Below are 17482 nucleotides of genomic sequence, written 5' to 3' on the forward strand. Positions count from 1 at the left end.
AATACTACTCCACCTCCCGGAGTCTCTCGACGATACTTTGCCTGTCGGTCATGATATATGACAGCAGGGGAATAATCATTCCAATTACAAACAAAAATGGGAGTACGACTAAAAGCGGCCATAGGATAAACCGGTAACGGAAGAACCACAGCAAATTTTCCAGAGGTCTGACAATCAAAAGTGAAAAAATCATACCGAAAACAAACGAAAACATGCAAGTTCCAAGAGCATAGTATACCCCTTCAAGCATCAGCATACTACATAGTTGCTTCCGCGTCATTCCAATACTCTGCAGCATAGCAAATTCCTTTCGGCGGGAAAAGATACTGGTAAGGATAGTGTTGATGAAATTGAGTATACCGATAAGTCCAATCACAAAACTTAGTACGCTGCCAATCATAACAACAGTGTCGCGCATATCGGAAAATTCTTTGAGGATTGTAAACTTCGAGCTGTAATTCATTGCAGGCTCTACAGAATCGGTGTAACCTTGCAAAAATTGCTCCATCTCGGCTTCAAAGTCGTCAGAAACATTGAAGGCATAGCTCATAACTGCAGGATTTGCCACCAAGGTTTTGTAAACATCTGCAGGAAGGTAGAAGGTATAGTCCCATCTTATCCGGTCTGAATTGGAAAAGGTTTTAACGGCCACATGGCCAAGCACTGTAAACTCCTGTGTAGTGTACTCACTTTCCCAATGTTTTTCCGTCATTCCTTTGTAGCTATGAAGCGTGATGGTTTCCCCCACTTTAAAATGAGTGGTTTCAATTTCCGGTATATTATTGTCATTCAGATAAACACCCTCCAGAATATATTTTCCGGAAGACAGCTTTTCAAAATCCAATTCGCCGTCAATAAGTTCCAGCCTCTTAAGCGGCAGCTCCTCTAAGCCATATACTGCAGCTATGAAGTCACCGTTAGGGTCAATATTATATTTCTGTTCTGTGTTTTTTTCGTCCTCCACAGTAATCATTTCCGTTCTGCCGCCATACAGTCGTCCTCCCTCTTCAAATCCCGGCCGGTTTTTTACCGCCTGAATCAAGCTTTCACTGGTCTGATTTTCAGGACCGCGGAAATTATTAAGAAAGTAATCTGCATGGGCAATTAGAAAATCAGTATCCACAAATTGGGCAAGAAATTTATCCAGGTCAATGCTCTGAGACAGAGTAAATACCGTGTTCAGCAGCACAAGGCTCAAAGACAGGCTGATGAACACCAGAGCAGTGCGTTTTTTGTTTCGTCCCAAATTTGCCAAAGCCATGCGATGTATTTTCGCGCCACTGACAGATTTTTTCTGCTTTTTCGTTTGTTTAATATTCCCATCCGTATACCGCACTGCCTCCAGTGGCGATACAGCAGCGGCTATCCTTCCCGGCTTAAAGGTGCTGATAAACACAGTAACTACAGAAAACAGGGCTGCGCCTATGAAAATTACCGGTCTGGGAGATACGGATACCGCACTTCCGGCATACGTGGAGTTCCTCACAATAAGCGGAACAAAAGCTTTACCAGTGAAATAACCTGCAATAAGCCCGAAAGGAACGCCAAACGCCGAAAGAATCAATGCCTGCCTTCGTATAATATGGCGTATCTGTTTTCCCGTTGTTCCGATGGTTTTCATTAGGCCATAAAACCGGATATCCCGGATGACTGAAATCTGAAAAATGTTGTAGATGATAAGATAGCCTGTGAAAATGATGAGCATAAGGCCGGACACCAGCACAATCAGCGTGCTTGCATCCATGCCGAAATTAGTTGAAAGGTATGCCCAGTTCACATTATGCTCCAGATAATCGGGCGAGTTAGGATCCATCGAATAACCGCTGTCGGTTATGACTTTTCCCAGTTTTCCTTCCAAATCAAGGCTGTTTTTAAACATGATACATGCATTTATTGAGCCTGTCATCGAATAATCCTGCCTATAGGTGTTCTTAAGTTCATCAAGATGGGCATCAACATAGGCTCGCGATGCAATTATCCGCCCCACGTTGAAAACGGGATCGCTTTCCCACCAGCCTGCAAGGACAAAATCCCGCTGCACTTTCTCGCCTCTAATATTCAGCACCAGCGTAATGGGAGCACCTACTTCAAGGGGAACACCCAAAAGCTGCAAGGTTTTTGTATCTGCGATGACTTCATTTTCAGCCACAGGCTTGTGTCCGTTTGTGGGTTCGGAAAATCCAAGCTTCATCCCAATATCATCAAAATACCAGAATTCGGTGTGACGCTTTAAAAACGCTTCGTTTTCCACACCGTCACATAATGCCTGGTTATAGGAAATTTCTTTTATCAGCGGATGATCTTTGACATTGTTGAATTGCTCGTCGGTAATATATTTCAGTACTGCATGTCCGTCACCGCCCGACTGACGCATCGCAGCCCTCTGAAGGCTTTCCACTGTGCCCATGCCCATTGTAAAAAGGGTGGTAAACAGCACCGATGTTAAGGCAATTGCAATAATCGCAATGAGATTTCGTGTTCTGTTGGCACGAAAACTTTTGTCCGCCAAATTCCGGATGGCTTTTTTGTTTTTTACCGTAATCATTGCCCGTCACCACCCACAATTTTACCGTCCTCAATGCGGATGATACGTTCTGCCATCTGTGCGATCTCCTCATTGTGCGTTATCATCACAATGGTTTGACTGAACTGCTGGCTTGTCACCTTTAGCAGCCCCATCACATCGAGACTGGTCTTGCTGTCCAGATTCCCCGTAGGTTCATCGGCCAGAATAATAGCAGGTTTTGCAGCCAAAGCTCTGGCAATTGCCACACGCTGCTGCTGACCGCCGGAAAGGTTGTTGGGCAAATTGTTCAACTTGCTTTCAAGCCCCAAAGTTCTGATAATCTTGTCTATATAAGGTTTGTCCGGTTCATTCCCGTCCAACTGAACAGGCAGAACAATGTTTTCGTACACGTTGAGGACAGGAACAAGATTATAGTTCTGAAAAACAAATCCGATTTTTCGTCTTCGAAATATGGTCAGTTCCTCATCTTTAAGCGAGAATATATCCTTGCCGTCCACGATAACCTTACCGCTTGTCGGACGGTCAAGCCCGCCCATCATATGCAGCAGGGTAGACTTGCCACTGCCGGATGTGCCAACAATTGCGACAAACTCTCCGTTCTCTATTGCGAGGTTGATACCGTCAACAGCGCGGACAATGGTCTCTCCGCTGCCGTAATATTTTTTCAATTCCTTTGTTTCAAGTATTGCCATTTCACTCTCTCCCATAAAGTAAACAGTCTGTATTATAGTTTTCTACAATACAGACTATATCACAACAATCTTTCATCGTTCTTTCTGAAATCTAACAGTTTTGTAAGATTTACTTAACCATCGGCAGAAAAACCGAGAAAGTTGAGCCGCTGCCCAAAGTAGACGACACCTTTATGTAACCGCCCTCAGCCGCTAAAATCTCTCTTGCCAGAAAAAGTCCAATACCTACGCCTTCCTGATTGCTTACAGCCGGTGAGCGATAAAAACGGGTAAATATTTTGCTCTGTTCATGTTCAGCAATTCCAATCCCGTCATCGGTTATATCAATTCGGCAAAACATCTCATAAGGTATTACTTTTATTCTGACGCTTCCACCTCTCTCGGTATATTTCACGGCATTGTCAACAATATTATACACTGCCTCCGTCGTCCATTTCAGGTCTAAATACGCATTTACATCCGTATTCTCGATAGTAAGGGAAACACCTTTTGCGTCTGTTTTCGGCATGATTTGTTCCCGCACTTCATCCAGCAGTTTTTGTACCGGTTCTTTTTTAGGTGAAACAGTAATAATGCCTGTTTCAAGCCGAGATAATTTAACTAAAGCACTGATGAGAAAGTTCAGTTTTTCAGCCTGGGAGGACAAAGCCTGCACAAGTTCTGCACAGTCCTTCGTCAGTTCCTGCTCACTGAGAAGTTGTGAATAGAGCAGAATATTAGTAATGGGCGTTTTCGTCTGGTGTGCAATATCGGAAATCAGCCTTTTTATTTTATCCTTTTCTGCCTGTAGATTCTTTGAGGATGACGTAGATATGGAAAGAAACCTGGCCAGCTTTGATTCCACTGATGACAGAGCAGATTCATCAAAGACACTCTCCTCGAATCTGCCGTCTATGGCTTTGTCCAGCATCATGCTGATTTTTTCCACAGTTTTTCTGACTTTTTGCCGATACAGGAGAACTGTAACCGCAGCTGCTACTACCGAGATAACTACAATCCCAATGCAGATATAATTCAATGTGTTCACGTCACTTCACCGCCCATGTGTAGCCGATGCCGTAGACCGTTTTGATATATTGCGGATCGGATGGTGAATCTTCCAGTTTATCACGCAGTCTTTTTACGGTGACCGACAGAGCATTTTCATCAACATACTCCGCCCCGTCTGTCCAGATTTTGTCCACCAATTCTGAGCGTGGAACCGTTTTCCCTCTGTTCTCAACCAGAATCCTCAGCAACTTCTGTTCGGTTTTGCTGAGTTCAATGGGTTTACCGTTTTTCAAAAACTCCATCTTATCAAAAGAAAAGGAGAATTTATCAATCAATATGGTTTTAGGAAGTTGCTTTTTGGCCTTACGCAGCTGGACACCCACTCTTGCCCGCAGGACCATAAGGCTGAAGGGTTTTGTAATATAGTCATCCGCACCAAGCTCAAACCCTGTTACAATATCGGTTTCCATGTCGTTGGCGGTTAGAACAATTACAGGTACGTCTAAAGTTTTACGGATATCCGTTAGCAGCTCAAAACCATTTCCATCCGGCAAATTGATATCCAGTATTATCAAATCGAAAGAATTACTTGTAATGTGTTCTTTTGCGGTTGCAAGATCAAAAGCCTGCTTAAAGGCAAAGTTATCATCTTTTAAAGCATAAACAATGCCGTTGCTAAGTGCGGCATCGTCCTCGATGATCAAGATTTTATTCAAATTACCCACATCCTCCGCATCTTTAATTCCCATACTACTGATACGCTTCGAGCAATTTTAAATCTTCGCTTTATTCAGAATAAAAAGGATAATACTCTTTGTCATATTATAGCATATTGACTAAACCCAGTTTTTATTAAATTTAATAAATAATTCTGAAATTTTTAAATAGCTTTTTATAATAATTTATATCAATCATCATACCCATCTACTTCTTTCTATTCAGCACGGCTTATTGCATACACCTCGATAATTCCATTGTTTTCATCTTCAAAGTCATCAGCCAGATGACATCCTCAAGCTATTGCTGTTTTATATAACGGAATATATTATCATAGTCATACCCCAAACTAAGCAACTCTACTAGAATACTTCAAACTTCAATCTTGGTATTTTTCGTCCTTCCCGCAAAAGTGAATCTACTTCATCTATCACAACAGCACCCATTTTTTCATAAAAACCTTTAGCCTGCGGGCTTGTTACTAAATAAAAAAATTTTATATCCATTCTTTTGCAATAATCTATCAAATGATTCCACATTTCTTTACCGTAACCTTTTCCAATATATTGAGGTTTAATATAAAACAATTCAAGTTCTGGCTTATTATCATGCACTAAAAGAGAGTAAAATCCAATAATACGGTTAGTCTCCAAAAATACAAAAGTCGGATTTGCTATAATATAATCTTCAGTAATCCTATAAATTTCCTCAAATCTTTTCATATATTCCAAGTCATATCCCCAGTAGGCTTCTGATTCATATGCTACTCTATTTAATTCTTCTACATCGTTTTTTTCAGCTGGTCGTATGTAATACATAGTTTTCTCCCCCACTATTATCTTTTCCTTTACTTTCCTCATAGAATTCCTTCAGCATCTTTCGATAATCCGATTTAATTTGTTTTACCTGATTCTCTTACTTTATCCATGGCAAATTCAATTGCTATTGTTCCGATTCCATGACGAAAATAATCGGGATGTAGATAAATGCCATGTAACTCCCAAAAACTGTTGTCTATGCCTATATCATTTTTTATTTCAATTTCTTCATATTGTGGTGGCCCAACCGTCACTATTCCAACTGCTGTGTTATTATTTAAAACAATATAGTGAATGCTGTTTTCTACTGATAGAATACGCCTCCACATTATCGTACGAGCAGCACTCATTTTTTTATATATTCTGCCGGTAAAATATCTTTATATGCAACTTCCCACGAGTGAGAGTGTATATTCGCCATATCCTGTGCATCCGCATAGGTAGCAAGCCTGATTGTAATACTTATAATTCTACCTCACTTACATGATTATTAACATTGCTAAGTAAAATATTATTATATATATGCTTCAGTTTAAATAGCCAAACGTAATTTTCCTTGCTAAATTATCTGCTACATCATACATTTTCGAATTTTCAAGTAGTAATCGCTTTGATTTTTAAATCTTGAAGCTTTAGTCGATGAAGACCAGTAAAACCTCATTGAAGTTCTTTTACGTATGAAAAAACACCCTTTAGCATGACTGTTTACTAAAGGGCGTTTATTTATGTGGCTATAATCTGCGATTTCTGAATCTTTTTGCCTCTGTGGCGGCAAACTTTGCTGGACTTATTTCGTAAAAACAAGGTTTACTTACAGTGTGAACACCGCTAAACTTTAATAAAGTAATAAGAAAAGCTCAACTTACTTAAAAACAGCAGAAAGTATTTTTTGAGCTAAATATTTTTTTATCGAAGTATATAGAATAGAACAAATAAAAAATAGAAAAAGCGATTTATTATAATCTGACTGATATGGATGTGAATATATTTACAGAAAATGAGGAGATGCATAGATCAAAGCAAGCTCAAACATTGTTGACTTTTAATAAAGATGTTAGTGAAAACAATTAATAAAAATATTGGAGTTAATGCGAATGAATGAAAATGATTATTTAACGCCTGTCAAGCTGATTTTTCAGTTTCCTCTGTGAATGTAAATAAAAATTTGTTTTTTTCCAGAGCAATTTGAAAAATAAAATATGATTATGGAAATAGAGAATTAAAGATTACAAAATTGTTATGATTCTATCAACTCAGTAAAGAACCAAAAATTCAGGTCAGTTACCGGAGTAAAATTAGGACATCAATTCATAAAAAATTAATTAACATCAGACTGTTTTAAAAGAGCTTGCTTAAACCTGTAGCTTTCCTTATTTTGAATCATCAAATTACTGTATGGATAAAAGCAAATCACTCCGCTGCCGAAAAGTTAAGTTCAATTTGTAACATATTAAGAACGGAACAATTATTGCATTAATTTCTAATAGCATAAATTATACAATAATTGCCCACCTCTAAACTGATCAATATTTATAATGGTTTACCGGTTTTAGATCAGCAAGATCAAGCCCTAACTCCAAAACCAAAAAGTTCCGCATATCATAACACAGATCGCATTTTCCTGCATACTCTTCTCTTGGTTTATATCTATATTCCTTTTCGGCAAGTTCTACAAACCCTCTTATGCCCACGGATTCCAGAGTGTTAAATATCCGGTATTTTTCGGAGTCCGCCCCATGCGCCAGTTCCCTTAAGGGGATCGAAAAGCCCGGGCACGACTGGGGAATGAAATTTCCATACAGATCAATGTGAAAGTGATAAATTCCCGATAGCAATTTGCACGGTATTGATTCATTTAGAATTTGCTCAAAAGGCTGCCTTTTCATCATAGGTTTATAAGTCTTAAAAGCACGTCCTTTCAAATTTAGCCCATACTTTTTCAGCAACTGCATCATATAATCATGTCCGAAAAGCTGCTTATACTCGTCAAGAGAATGGGGCTTTTCATCGTCCATAGAATCAATATCATCCCAAAATTCCATCAACCAGGGGAATACCTTCATCCCTGCCTTTGAGCAGGCCTCAATTAAAGCCTTCACCTTCCAAAATGGAATATATTCGTTGTGGAACGGGTCTATGGAAATAAGCAGCGTGTTTACTCCGTAAGCTTTTAACTCTTTAAGTATGGCATTTGATGACGTTTCATCTCTATACCACGAGGAATTTGTTTCAATATATTCAATTTCAATATTGTTTTTCCGGGCAGCATCAAGGACATCCAGAATTTTATCAGGCTTAAGAAGCGGCTCACCGCCACCAATATGTACATGATAGCAGCCTAAACTCCTTAATATGGAAAACACCTCATCTGCCATAGCTGCTGTCATATAATCATCAGACCAATTTGGAGAACTGGAATAGCAGCAGTGTTTGCACACAGAAGTACATTTATAATTTGTGATTATACCTCCCGATACCAGGTAGTCAATCTTTAACATGGTTAACCCCCTTCATAATAAGGTAACACTTTTAATGATTCTTTCACACTCTTTGCCGATACATCAATGCTACACTCTCCACATGTGTTGGGTGAGGAATAGGAATGCAAATTTCCTTTATCATTTTTCTTTTTTTTAATCTGCTTATGCATTTTACTCTGCACTGCATTAGAATATCCGGTCTTATATACAAAGGTTAGCTTGTAGGGATTAGCATTTCCATTCTCGTCAATCTCTCCGATAATAACCTTTTCTACAATACTTTCAAACACACAACGGTCAAAGTCCTTTAAAATTTCATTGTTTTCTAGTACCTTACGAAAATGTGCAATCCGTTTTTCAAGGTTAATTTCTTCCTTGGAGGATTGCTCCAGCTGTTCCCTTTCTGTTAATAATCCTTCTAAAATTGATTCCAATTCACTGTATTTTTTCTCATAAGTGGCTTTATCAATCGTTTCCTCTAAACGCATATCAATCAACCTATTACGTTTCTGCTCAATAGCATGAATTTCATTTTCTACTCTTACTAATTGTTTTTGAAAATCATTTTTGCTAAGAACACTTTCCATCCTTTCTATAAGTTCATCCAGAACATCTGAATTATTATGGCATAGCAGTTTATATGATTCAACAAATGCACCCTCAAGAATTTTTTCTTCAATGGCTTTGCTTGGCGGACAATATTTCTTGCCTTTTTTTGTAGCAGTTACGCATTGCCAGCTAACCTTTTCATGATCACTACCACTATGCCAGTTCCGGCGCGATAAATTACTTCCGCAAAAGGCACACTCCAGCTTGCTGCTAAAAGCATATTGCCTACTGTATTTTTCACGTTTTCCCTTTTCTACTCCGCGACGTTTTGCACCTCTCCTGTCTAAGATTGCTTGAGCCTTTTCAAAGATTTCTTCACTTATTATTGGCTCATGATGGTTCTTTATATAGAATTGGTCTTCCTCACCATAATTGTCTAGTCTTCTCTTGGAAATTGGATCAACGGTAAAAGTCTTAACCTGCAAAACATCACCTTTGTATTTTTCATTTTTAATAATTCCTAATACTGCTGTATCATGCCATTCTGTGTTACCGTTTTTGGTTTTATAACCAAGACTGGTTAACTCTTTTGCTATGACATAAGCACCCGCACCATCAATATACCGATTAAATATGTATCTGACAATATCAGCTTCCGCTTCATTTATTGATATACTCTTGTCATTAGGATTATAATCATACCCCAGGCAGCTCTGGAAGCCAACCAGTTCTCCTCGCTTCATTTTCATTTTCAAGCCTTTTTTCACATTGGCCGATATGTTTTCTACTTCCTGTTGCGCCACTGAGCTTAATATGACAAGCAGCAGTTCTCCATCCATTGTCAATGTATTGATATTTTCATCTTCAAAAAATACAGCTATATTTCTTTCCTTCAACATCCGGACATATTTCAAGGTATCCAAGGTATTTCTGGCAAACCTTGATATGGATTTTGTTATGATCATATCAATTTTACCATCCATGCAGTCGTTAATCATACGCTGGAAATTTTCACGTTTTGTAACCTGGGTACCTGTTATCGCTTCATCAGCATAGATGTCAACCAATACCCAATCCTTACGCTTTTTCACTAAGTCTGTGTAATACATAACCTGTGATTTATAGCTGTTTAATTGTTCCTCTGAATCCGTACTAACTCTTGCATAAGGAGCTACACGCAAAATATCCGCTACTTTTCCTGCAGTACGGTCAGATATTCTTCTGTTCGCTTTTATTACTTCAACTTCATGCATTAAAAGTCCTCCTTCGCAAAATGATTATTACGAAACCAGTATAATGAACAACTACCTATATGCCAAATGTGCAAATTAAGAAGTCAGGTCTGAAACTACACCGTAATCCTGCATAAGTTTATTTTTAATCAGAGAAAATTCTTTCTCAGTTATCAGAGCCAAAGACAACAATTGTCCCAACATGGCAATCTGCATACTGTATCGAATCAATTTACCCTTCATAAAGACCCTCCTTATCAGCAATCACAAATACTTCTAATTTTCAGATTCGCAGTAGGAAATGCGCCATAGTTTGAACAGCATATATACACATGCTTTCATTAACAGGCGCAATCCTATCCTGCGTTACTGTTTTGGTTTTTATATATTTATGTTATATCCTGCAGACAGCGGTTGACCGTCCTCATAGGAATCACACCTCCCCGTCAGCGACCGGGGCGCACTCTGGGACTTAACCTCGACTATGCGCAAGTATCATTATCCCTCCGTATGCGTTATCGCCAAAAGCGTAACCAACACTTTTTATTGCATAAGTATTCTTCGCTCACACCTTACCTTCATCCAGTCCATAAATGGAATTGATCCGGTTGGAACCGGCGTTATACCGGCAGATGGTCCTGGCGTACCTGCAATCTGGCTTTCCTTCTCAGGACATACGGGGAAAGTACCGGATAAACACTTATTCAATTATCAAAGAACACTTGAGGGGGTAGTATATGTCCCTCTACTAATCATCAGATTTTTTGGCCAAAAGTTGCACCCCTTACAGAAATTTTTTTAAAAACTTTTCAATATTCTTTAATGCTTTATCAATTGAGCGGGATACCTGGCATTTATTAACACCTTCAATCCTGGCTATTTCTGCTTTGCTCATGCCAAGAAAAAAATGTGCATAGATACGTTTTGCCTGTTTTTCCGGCAGGCTGTTGATAGCAGCATACAATTCCCGTTTGCTCAGTTTTCGTTCATAGATTTCTTCCGGTGATAATACAAGCAGTACAATATCTCTTTCTATTCCATCATCAGCGTCAAGAGAATAGTAGGCCTTGTTCACGCGGATGCGCTCGCAGTCTGCATGTTCTTTTCGCTCAATCTGTTTGATCAGTTCTGCAACTTCATCTGCAATTTCAATAAGAAAGTCAGATTTATAAAACGGGTATAAATCCCGTAAATTGATCTTCTTCATATATGAACCTCCGTTTTGATTTTTTTGTGTTGAAAAACTAAAACAGAGGCGGAGGAGAACGGCACCCGATACAATTCTCATTTTTTCGACAAAAAAAGCCTACTTGGACACAATCCAAATAAGCTTTTTCTAAAACTGAGCTATTGTATTTCCTAATATTACGCTCTGTCAGTTCTACCTGATGCTCACATTTGCCCTGTGATAAAAATGAGCTTTTTTTAACAGTTGGAGATTAGTTGTGAGACAAAAAATGATGTCAGCTTCATCAAGCCCGACCGCTATCTAATAGCGGATGATGATCCTTCATATTATGCTGGATTAACATTAAAAACCCTCCAAACCCGTAAGCCTGAAGGGGAATTCTTTAACCATGCGAAAACCCCGCCAAACTCACGCTTTTTTTTATTTGGCGGGTATCGCCTATCTTAATAACTTAATACAAACCATATCTAATATGGAGTTTAATGATGATACGCTCTATTAGTTCCTATTTTTATAGCTCTCATGTATCGTTTAACCTCCTAAACAGGAACTGTAAACTGTTATCGGAGGTGAACCAATGATGCACAACAATTTAGATAGTTTAGGTGAAATTCTAAAAGCTGCAAGAAAAAGCAATAACCTTACCCGTGAACAATTAGCAGAAAGAATAAACATATCACCCCGATATTTGATGTCCATAGAAAACGAGAATAAAAAGCCAAGTTATAGTGTTCTTTTTCGTCTCATCCGCGAATTAGGCATATCAGCTGACGCAATTTTCTATCCTGAAGGTAAACATACCAATAATGAAATAGATCAAATTACTCGCATGCTTTACCAGTGTGATGAACGCGATCTCAAGGTTCTGTCAGCAACAGTTAAAGCTTTATTAGAAACTAAATGATGCCTGATATCCTTTTTTGTTATCCGTAACTGCAATTTTGAAGACATTGGTAGCTCGACATCCTTTGCACCGCCCCACTTATCTACATTCAAATACACGATATCAAATCTAAAAAATCAATATGTATCAAGTAAAATAAAAGGAAAAAACCTGCCAGACGAAAAGTGGGCAGGTTTAGTACACACAGTAAATGCGGCAACCAGGCTATCATAGTGTTACTAATCACCTTAGACCCTTTGGCTTTGCGTCCTTGCCTTTCGACAAGTTTGCTATTAACGCTCATTATTTAATTCATCCCATAAAGGCTTCAATTTCTTTTCAATTTAGTACTGTTATATTTTATATGTTACTACCATAGCCGGTTGCCTTTGAGTCAAAAAGTTTTTCTACTTTTTCAAGCTCTTTGGTGGTTCCGGTTGGTACATTAGAAACATGCTCGTTGTTCCAATATTCGTCATGGCTACTACAGCGAACACTGCTGCCAATCCTTGAAATAGAGATTTACTAATAAATTTTAACATTCTAATTCGCCTCCCTTCTTTTAAAAGTAAGCAGAATATCACATAAGCCAATAAATCTATGTCCCACAGGTGTTAATGTTAAGGCTTGCCAAAGTAGTGCAATTGATATAATCCAGGCAGGCAAGCTATTAAACCCCAAGGCAATTGCAGTAATAGATAAAATCACAACTGCCAGTAATGTGTACCAGCGGAAGGCTAATTCTATTTTCTTGTCCTTAAAAGGTTTATTGGAGGGAGCCTGTGGAGGATAGATCCAATATAAACTAAATGTTAATACGAGAATGCCAAGTAAAATAGCGGGATGCAACTGCCGGATGAATGGGTAATTTACTTTGATGGAATATCCTAATACTGTAAATATGAAAACACTTGTTGCTAAACACCTATAGTATGCTGAACAATGTGCTCCACCTGATAAGGTGCGAATGATGCCAGTTACGATAAGCAATATCGCAATTTCAACAGTAATATCCATGATGAAAGCAAAGGAAAAAAGAATACACAATTTAATAATACTGCCTACCAAAATTTCTGCGCCGAAAGACAGAACTTCTGTCTGATCTGCTCTGGAAACTTTTTTTGCCACATATGTTCCTAATGCTTGTCCAATTTTATGAATTGAAATTTCATTCATCTATGTCACCTCTGGCTCCATAGTATCACCTATTCCATATATTTCCTAGGGTAATTGCGCAACCTGTTGAAATAACGTCTTAACTCGTATGAATTGTTGTTTGAATCGGTTGTATTTCCCAAAAGTAAAATACCTTTTATAGGAACTGAGAATATTAATGAGATTTCACGTTGAAAATATTTTTAATATTTAATAAAGACATTATTATTACAGCAAAAATTCTTACGGTATAATCCCGATAGTAATTTTTCAAAATTCATTTGGCTTAGTAATCCTATAATATAATGACTGATTACAGATATACTCAAAACATTACAATGCATCATTTAACGTGTTATATTGTTCATAGTGGTTTCCATTGTAGGATTTTTCTATTTTATCCCTGCTAAAGGTCTTTCTCGTTTTATTCTTTTCATATTTGTTAATATAATTTAATGCTACATTTTTATGGTTTAAGTAAATACCTCACTGTGATAAAATAATACAATAAAATAACCTTCATGCACTGTAGTAGTGGCAGTAGAAAAAACTTGATTTAACTCAAAATTATATTCATTGTAAACACTTTAGAAAGGTGGATTTATGATAGATAAATATTTTATAGAAAACCTATTTGGCATTAATGGACTAAATATTGCATGGTACGGCGTTATTATTGGGTTCGGGATTCTACTTGGTCTTTTGATTGCCTGCCGTGAAGCAAAACGACAGAACCTAAAAAGTGATATTATCTTTGATTTTCTCTTTTTAGCACTCCCTATCGCAATCATCTGCGCAAGAATTTATTATGTTGCATTTGAATGGAAACAGTATAGCGGCAACTTTACAAAGGTGATTGCTATTTGGGAAGGTGGTCTTGCTATATATGGAGGAGTTATCGGTGGAATCATAGCTGCGATTATTTTTTCAAAACGCAGCCACTTCCCTTTTTTCCGGTTTGTTGATATGGTTGTGCCTAGCTTAATTCTTGGACAGGCAATTGGTCGATGGGGTAATTTTGTGAACCAGGAGGCCTTCGGCAATATCGTTACAAACCCGGATCTTCAATTCTTCCCCTACGCTGTATTTATAGAGCAGTTGGGAGAATGGCACCAAGCCACATTTTTCTATGAAAGCATGTGGAACTTATGCGTTTTTGCCATACTGGTTTATTTTCGCAAAAGAACAAAGTTTAGTGGTCAGCTTTTAGCAACTTATTTTATCGGATATGGCTTAGGCCGTTTTTGGATTGAGGGGTTGCGTACAGATAGCCTTTATCTATTTCCGGGGCTTAGAATATCGCAAGCAGTATCATTGGTTCTGATTATTACGGGAATTATTATGATTGTGCTCCAGAAAAAGCTCTTAAAAGAATCATCAGTGTATACAGGTAAATATATGATTAAATAAAAAGATACCGCTCCCAGTTTTAGCACTGAAGGAGCATTCCTGTAAGTAAGAAAAATGATCTTTGAAAAAATAGATACCCTACCGTACAATATGAAGTGTGCTGAAGCACGGCAAGTGAAGGCACAAATCAAATATACGGAGGGTAACTAATATGAATTGTACACAAAATAAGAAGTTAATGCAAATTACATCTGAAACGATGGTGATAGGAGTAGATATCGGTAGCGAGATTCATTACGCTAGAGCTTTCGATTTTAGAGGATTTGAATTTTCTAATAAAGCATTCAGGTTTGAGAACAACAGAGAAGGCTTCAATGCTTTTGACAACTGGGCTACAGAGTTGATGAAGAAAAATAACAAGACAAAAGCATTTGTTGGAATGGAACCTACGGGTCATTACTGGTATGGTTTTGGATGTCATTTGCAGAACATGCGCGTAGAATTTGGTATGGTTAATCCATATCACGTAAAGCGTTCTAAAGAGCTAGATGATAACACACCAAGTAAGCATGACCGAAAGGATCCAAAAACAATAGCAATGCTGGTCAAAGACGGAAGATATCTGATTCCGTATATGCCAGAAGGTGTATACCGAGAAATAAGAAATCTTATGGAACTGCGCAGGCAAAATGTTGTACAGTTGATAAGTATACAAAATAGGGTAAAGAGATGGCTGGCAATATACTTTCCTGAGTTTAATACTGTTTTTAAGAAATGGAATGGGAAGGCTGCGCTACTTACGTTGAAGTATTTTCCCACTCCCCAGGCAGTAATTGAAATGGGAGAAGAGAAAATAGTAGCCATTTGGAAACAAACAATTAAGAGAGCAATTGGTAATAAACATGCCAGAAAGCTCATAAAAGCAGCAGAAGAATCAATTGGTTTAAAGCATGGTTTAGAATCAGCAGTGCTTGAAATTAGTACTCTTCTGGATGAATATGAGATTTATGCACGAAAACTTCAAGTTATAATGCAGAAAGTAGAAGAGCAAGTAAATAAAGTACCAAATGCAAACAAACTTTTAGGAATTAAAGGTATAGGAATAGTTGCAATAGCAGGTTTTCTAGGTGCTGTTGGGGATATTGGCAGATTTGATGCACCAGAACAAATAGTTAAATTAATGGGACTAAACCTAAGAGAAAACAGTTCTGGCAAGCATAAAGGAAAAACAACAATAACTCGAAGGGGACGCTCTGACGGTAGATATGCGATATTTCAAGCAGTATTACCATTGGTAGCAAGAAACGCTGAATTTAGGCAATTGCACTTGTACTATATCAATAGGGAAAATAGACCACTAAAGAAAATGCAATCAATAGTAGCATTATGTGGCAAGTTGATAAGAGTATTTTATGCAATATTGAAAACAGGAAGTAATTACAATGGTGAAAAAATGATGAAAGATATAAAAAGAGTAGCCTAGGACATGAATATTAGTTCTAATAGCAATTAAATATTCTGAAATCAATGACTGTAGATATCAGAATTAGAGGTTAAAATAAGGGATTTAGAAGTATAACGTTTGATTATAGAAGAGTATTAACAATTGAGAGCCGGGATAGTCAGGTTGAATATTTTTCATTAGGGCACGACCCAGTTAAGGAGCAAGACTGACATTCCACCTCTGGACAAGACAGTACGAAGGAATTTAGGGCATGACCCAGTGAGAAATAGGAGGTTTGTCGCTAGAGACATGTGGAAGCCATTGGCGTGATAGTGAAAAAAGCACAGTCAAGCCGAAGGCTACCTAGTATAATCCACTATTATACTAACATTCAATTTTTGTCCAAACTAATTTTTTGAATTGATATGAAATTCTAAGATTAAACGAGAAAATGCGAGAAATTAAAAGTTATTATAAGGAGGTATCCTTTTATTTGCATAGTGCAATAAAGTCTTTTGCACTCTCTGTTAGATATTTATTCTGATGGTAAATGACAGAAAAACTTCTCTGAAAACGTATCCCGTTTATCTGAAACTGACTGATATCTTTGCGATCAAGAGAGTCCTTTACCAGTAAATAAGGCAGCACGGAAATACCTAAATTTGCCTGCACCGCCCTTACAATTGCTTGAGTACTTGTACTCTCCCAAGCTGGTAAAATTCTATTCCATGGGAGGTCATTGTACTATCAAAGATTTCGCGCCCAGCGCTTCCTGCTTCTCTTAAAATAAAACTTTCACCTTGAAGCTTTGAAATCTCAATATTTTTTTGATTAGCAAAGGGGTGATCGTTCCCACAGACCATTACCAATTCATCATCGCGGAATTTATGCTCTATAATATAAGAGCTATGGACAACACCTTCTATCAACCCAATATCAATCTGATTGGACAAAATATATTGTTGGATTTTTTCTGAATTATCTATGATTACCTTAACATACATCTGAGGATGTATTTGCTTAAACTGAGTTATATAGCCCGGTAATAAATAATTTCCGATGGTAATGCTTGCTCCAATACGGATAATTCCCGTTACATCAAAGTTTTTGATTTCCTTTTCCATATCCTCAAAAAGTCCCACAATATGTGCTGCATATTGAAGAAAGCTCTTTCCAACTTCTGTGATATGGAGTCTTTTTGCAATGCGATCAAATAGTTTTATCCCATAATAATCTTCAAGCTCTGATATCGCAAGACTAATAGAAGGTTGCGCAATATGTAACTTCTCTCCGGCTGCAGTTGCACTGCCGGTTTCACATACAGTGACAAATATTTTCAGATGCCTTAATGTCATTGGAATCACCTTATTATAATAAAAATCTTATAAACTTTATAAAATAATACTATTTTATATATACTTTTTCAAGTTATAAAATAAAATAAAGGGGGCTAATG

Annotated in this window: 18 protein-coding genes and 1 riboswitch; of the genes, 3 read left to right on the top strand and 15 right to left on the bottom strand. The window is 37.8% G+C overall.

Annotated elements, in window-relative coordinates:
* Positions 1 to 4: 4 nt before the first annotated feature.
* The 11 genes from CLOCL_RS17325 to CLOCL_RS17370 all read right to left on the bottom strand — a co-directional run bounded on the left by CLOCL_RS17325 (position 5) and on the right by CLOCL_RS17370 (position 11212).
* Complete coding sequence (locus CLOCL_RS17325) at positions 5 to 2545, bottom strand: ABC transporter permease (protein ID WP_014256538.1); 2541 nt, start codon at positions 2543 to 2545, stop codon at positions 5 to 7.
* Positions 2542 to 3219 carry an ABC transporter ATP-binding protein gene (locus CLOCL_RS17330; protein ID WP_014256539.1) on the bottom strand — a complete coding sequence of 226 codons (678 nt, stop codon included), beginning with the start codon at positions 3217 to 3219 and terminating at the stop codon, positions 2542 to 2544. Before CLOCL_RS17330 ends, CLOCL_RS17325 begins: the two co-directional genes overlap by 4 nt.
* Positions 3220 to 3328: 109 nt before the next feature.
* Positions 3329 to 4246, bottom strand: coding sequence for a sensor histidine kinase (locus CLOCL_RS17335; protein WP_014256540.1), 918 nt, complete (start codon positions 4244 to 4246; stop codon positions 3329 to 3331).
* 1 nt (position 4247) lies between these two features.
* On the bottom strand, positions 4248 to 4925 hold the full coding sequence (locus CLOCL_RS17340) for a response regulator transcription factor (RefSeq protein WP_027622048.1): 678 nt from the start codon (positions 4923 to 4925) through the stop codon (positions 4248 to 4250).
* Between the two features lie 363 nt (positions 4926 to 5288).
* Positions 5289 to 5786: a GNAT family N-acetyltransferase gene (locus CLOCL_RS17345; RefSeq protein WP_014256542.1), complete on the bottom strand. Its 498-nt coding sequence runs from the start codon at positions 5784 to 5786 to the stop codon at positions 5289 to 5291.
* A gap of 32 nt (positions 5787 to 5818) precedes the next feature.
* Entirely contained in the window at positions 5819 to 6094 is a 276-nt protein-coding gene (locus CLOCL_RS17350) for a GNAT family N-acetyltransferase (protein WP_027622050.1), read from the bottom strand.
* 1173 nt (positions 6095 to 7267) lie between these two features.
* Positions 7268 to 8242: a radical SAM protein gene (locus CLOCL_RS17355; protein ID WP_014256543.1), complete on the bottom strand. Its 975-nt coding sequence runs from the start codon at positions 8240 to 8242 to the stop codon at positions 7268 to 7270.
* Between the two features lie 2 nt (positions 8243 to 8244).
* Positions 8245 to 10026 carry a recombinase family protein gene (locus CLOCL_RS17360; protein ID WP_014256544.1) on the bottom strand — a complete coding sequence of 594 codons (1782 nt, stop codon included), beginning with the start codon at positions 10024 to 10026 and terminating at the stop codon, positions 8245 to 8247.
* 75 nt (positions 10027 to 10101) lie between these two features.
* Positions 10102 to 10248 (bottom strand): SHOCT domain-containing protein, encoded by a 147-nt coding sequence (locus tag CLOCL_RS17365; protein ID WP_014256545.1) that lies wholly within the window; start codon positions 10246 to 10248, stop codon positions 10102 to 10104.
* Between the two features lie 300 nt (positions 10249 to 10548).
* Entirely contained in the window at positions 10549 to 10713 is a 165-nt protein-coding gene (locus CLOCL_RS22680; RefSeq protein WP_157834864.1) for a hypothetical protein, read from the bottom strand.
* 76 nt (positions 10714 to 10789) lie between these two features.
* A complete protein-coding gene (locus CLOCL_RS17370; RefSeq protein WP_014256546.1) occupies positions 10790 to 11212 on the bottom strand; it encodes a sigma factor-like helix-turn-helix DNA-binding protein in 423 nt (140 codons plus the stop codon).
* Positions 11213 to 11771: 559 nt separating this feature from the next.
* On the opposite strand from CLOCL_RS17370, the gene CLOCL_RS17375 reads away from it, so the two are divergent.
* On the top strand, positions 11772 to 12098 hold the full coding sequence (locus CLOCL_RS17375; RefSeq protein ID WP_014256547.1) for a helix-turn-helix domain-containing protein: 327 nt from the start codon (positions 11772 to 11774) through the stop codon (positions 12096 to 12098).
* Positions 12099 to 12289: 191 nt separating this feature from the next.
* Positions 12290 to 12379: riboswitch (cyclic di-GMP riboswitch) on the bottom strand.
* 105 nt (positions 12380 to 12484) lie between these two features.
* On the opposite strand, the gene CLOCL_RS23585 is transcribed toward CLOCL_RS17375, so the two are convergent.
* Positions 12485 to 12619, bottom strand: a complete 135-nt coding sequence (locus tag CLOCL_RS23585) for a cyclic lactone autoinducer peptide (RefSeq protein WP_014256548.1) — start codon at positions 12617 to 12619, stop codon at positions 12485 to 12487.
* A gap of 1 nt (position 12620) precedes the next feature.
* On the bottom strand, positions 12621 to 13253 hold the full coding sequence (locus tag CLOCL_RS17380; protein WP_014256549.1) for an accessory gene regulator ArgB-like protein: 633 nt from the start codon (positions 13251 to 13253) through the stop codon (positions 12621 to 12623).
* 582 nt (positions 13254 to 13835) lie between these two features.
* On the opposite strand from CLOCL_RS17380, the gene lgt reads away from it, so the two are divergent.
* Both lgt and CLOCL_RS17390 read left to right on the top strand, forming a co-directional pair.
* Positions 13836 to 14642, top strand: a complete 807-nt coding sequence (gene lgt, locus CLOCL_RS17385) for a prolipoprotein diacylglyceryl transferase (RefSeq protein WP_014256550.1) — start codon at positions 13836 to 13838, stop codon at positions 14640 to 14642.
* A 151-nt stretch (positions 14643 to 14793) separates the two neighbouring features.
* Positions 14794 to 16065, top strand: coding sequence for an IS110 family RNA-guided transposase (locus CLOCL_RS17390; protein ID WP_014256551.1), 1272 nt, complete (start codon positions 14794 to 14796; stop codon positions 16063 to 16065).
* 450 nt (positions 16066 to 16515) lie between these two features.
* Here the strand turns inward: CLOCL_RS17390 and CLOCL_RS23735 are convergent, their stop codons facing one another.
* Together CLOCL_RS23735 and CLOCL_RS17395 are read right to left on the bottom strand one after the other, a co-directional pair.
* The gene (locus tag CLOCL_RS23735) at positions 16516 to 16698 is read right to left on the bottom strand and encodes a LysR substrate-binding domain-containing protein (protein ID WP_338029026.1); all 183 of its coding nucleotides are present in this window, start codon (positions 16696 to 16698) and stop codon (positions 16516 to 16518) included.
* A gap of 5 nt (positions 16699 to 16703) precedes the next feature.
* Positions 16704 to 17381, bottom strand: coding sequence for a LysR family transcriptional regulator (locus CLOCL_RS17395; RefSeq protein ID WP_338029027.1), 678 nt, complete (start codon positions 17379 to 17381; stop codon positions 16704 to 16706).
* Positions 17382 to 17482: the final 101 nt, after the last annotated feature.

This window comes from Acetivibrio clariflavus DSM 19732, assembly GCF_000237085.1.
GTDB classification, from domain to species: Bacteria; Bacillota; Clostridia; order Acetivibrionales; family Acetivibrionaceae; genus Acetivibrio; species Acetivibrio clariflavus.

Coding starts and splice junctions, on each gene's coding strand:
- CLOCL_RS17365 (WP_014256545.1), bottom strand. CDS start 10,248: ATGAAGGGTAAATTGATTCGATACAGTATGCAGATTGCCATGTTGGGA.
- CLOCL_RS17380 (WP_014256549.1), bottom strand. CDS start 13,253: ATGAATGAAATTTCAATTCATAAAATTGGACAAGCATTAGGAACATAT.
- CLOCL_RS23585 (WP_014256548.1), bottom strand. CDS start 12,619: ATGTTAAAATTTATTAGTAAATCTCTATTTCAAGGATTGGCAGCAGTG.
- CLOCL_RS17355 (WP_014256543.1), bottom strand. CDS start 8,242: ATGTTAAAGATTGACTACCTGGTATCGGGAGGTATAATCACAAATTAT.
- CLOCL_RS17350 (WP_027622050.1), bottom strand. CDS start 6,094: ATGAGTGCTGCTCGTACGATAATGTGGAGGCGTATTCTATCAGTAGAA.
- lgt (WP_014256550.1), top strand. CDS start 13,836: ATGATAGATAAATATTTTATAGAAAACCTATTTGGCATTAATGGACTA.
- CLOCL_RS17395 (WP_338029027.1), bottom strand. CDS start 17,381: ATGACATTAAGGCATCTGAAAATATTTGTCACTGTATGTGAAACCGGC.
- CLOCL_RS17325 (WP_014256538.1), bottom strand. CDS start 2,545: ATGATTACGGTAAAAAACAAAAAAGCCATCCGGAATTTGGCGGACAAA.
- CLOCL_RS17360 (WP_014256544.1), bottom strand. CDS start 10,026: ATGCATGAAGTTGAAGTAATAAAAGCGAACAGAAGAATATCTGACCGT.
- CLOCL_RS17330 (WP_014256539.1), bottom strand. CDS start 3,219: ATGGCAATACTTGAAACAAAGGAATTGAAAAAATATTACGGCAGCGGA.
- CLOCL_RS17390 (WP_014256551.1), top strand. CDS start 14,794: ATGAATTGTACACAAAATAAGAAGTTAATGCAAATTACATCTGAAACG.
- CLOCL_RS17375 (WP_014256547.1), top strand. CDS start 11,772: ATGATGCACAACAATTTAGATAGTTTAGGTGAAATTCTAAAAGCTGCA.
- CLOCL_RS17345 (WP_014256542.1), bottom strand. CDS start 5,786: ATGAGGAAAGTAAAGGAAAAGATAATAGTGGGGGAGAAAACTATGTAT.
- CLOCL_RS17370 (WP_014256546.1), bottom strand. CDS start 11,212: ATGAAGAAGATCAATTTACGGGATTTATACCCGTTTTATAAATCTGAC.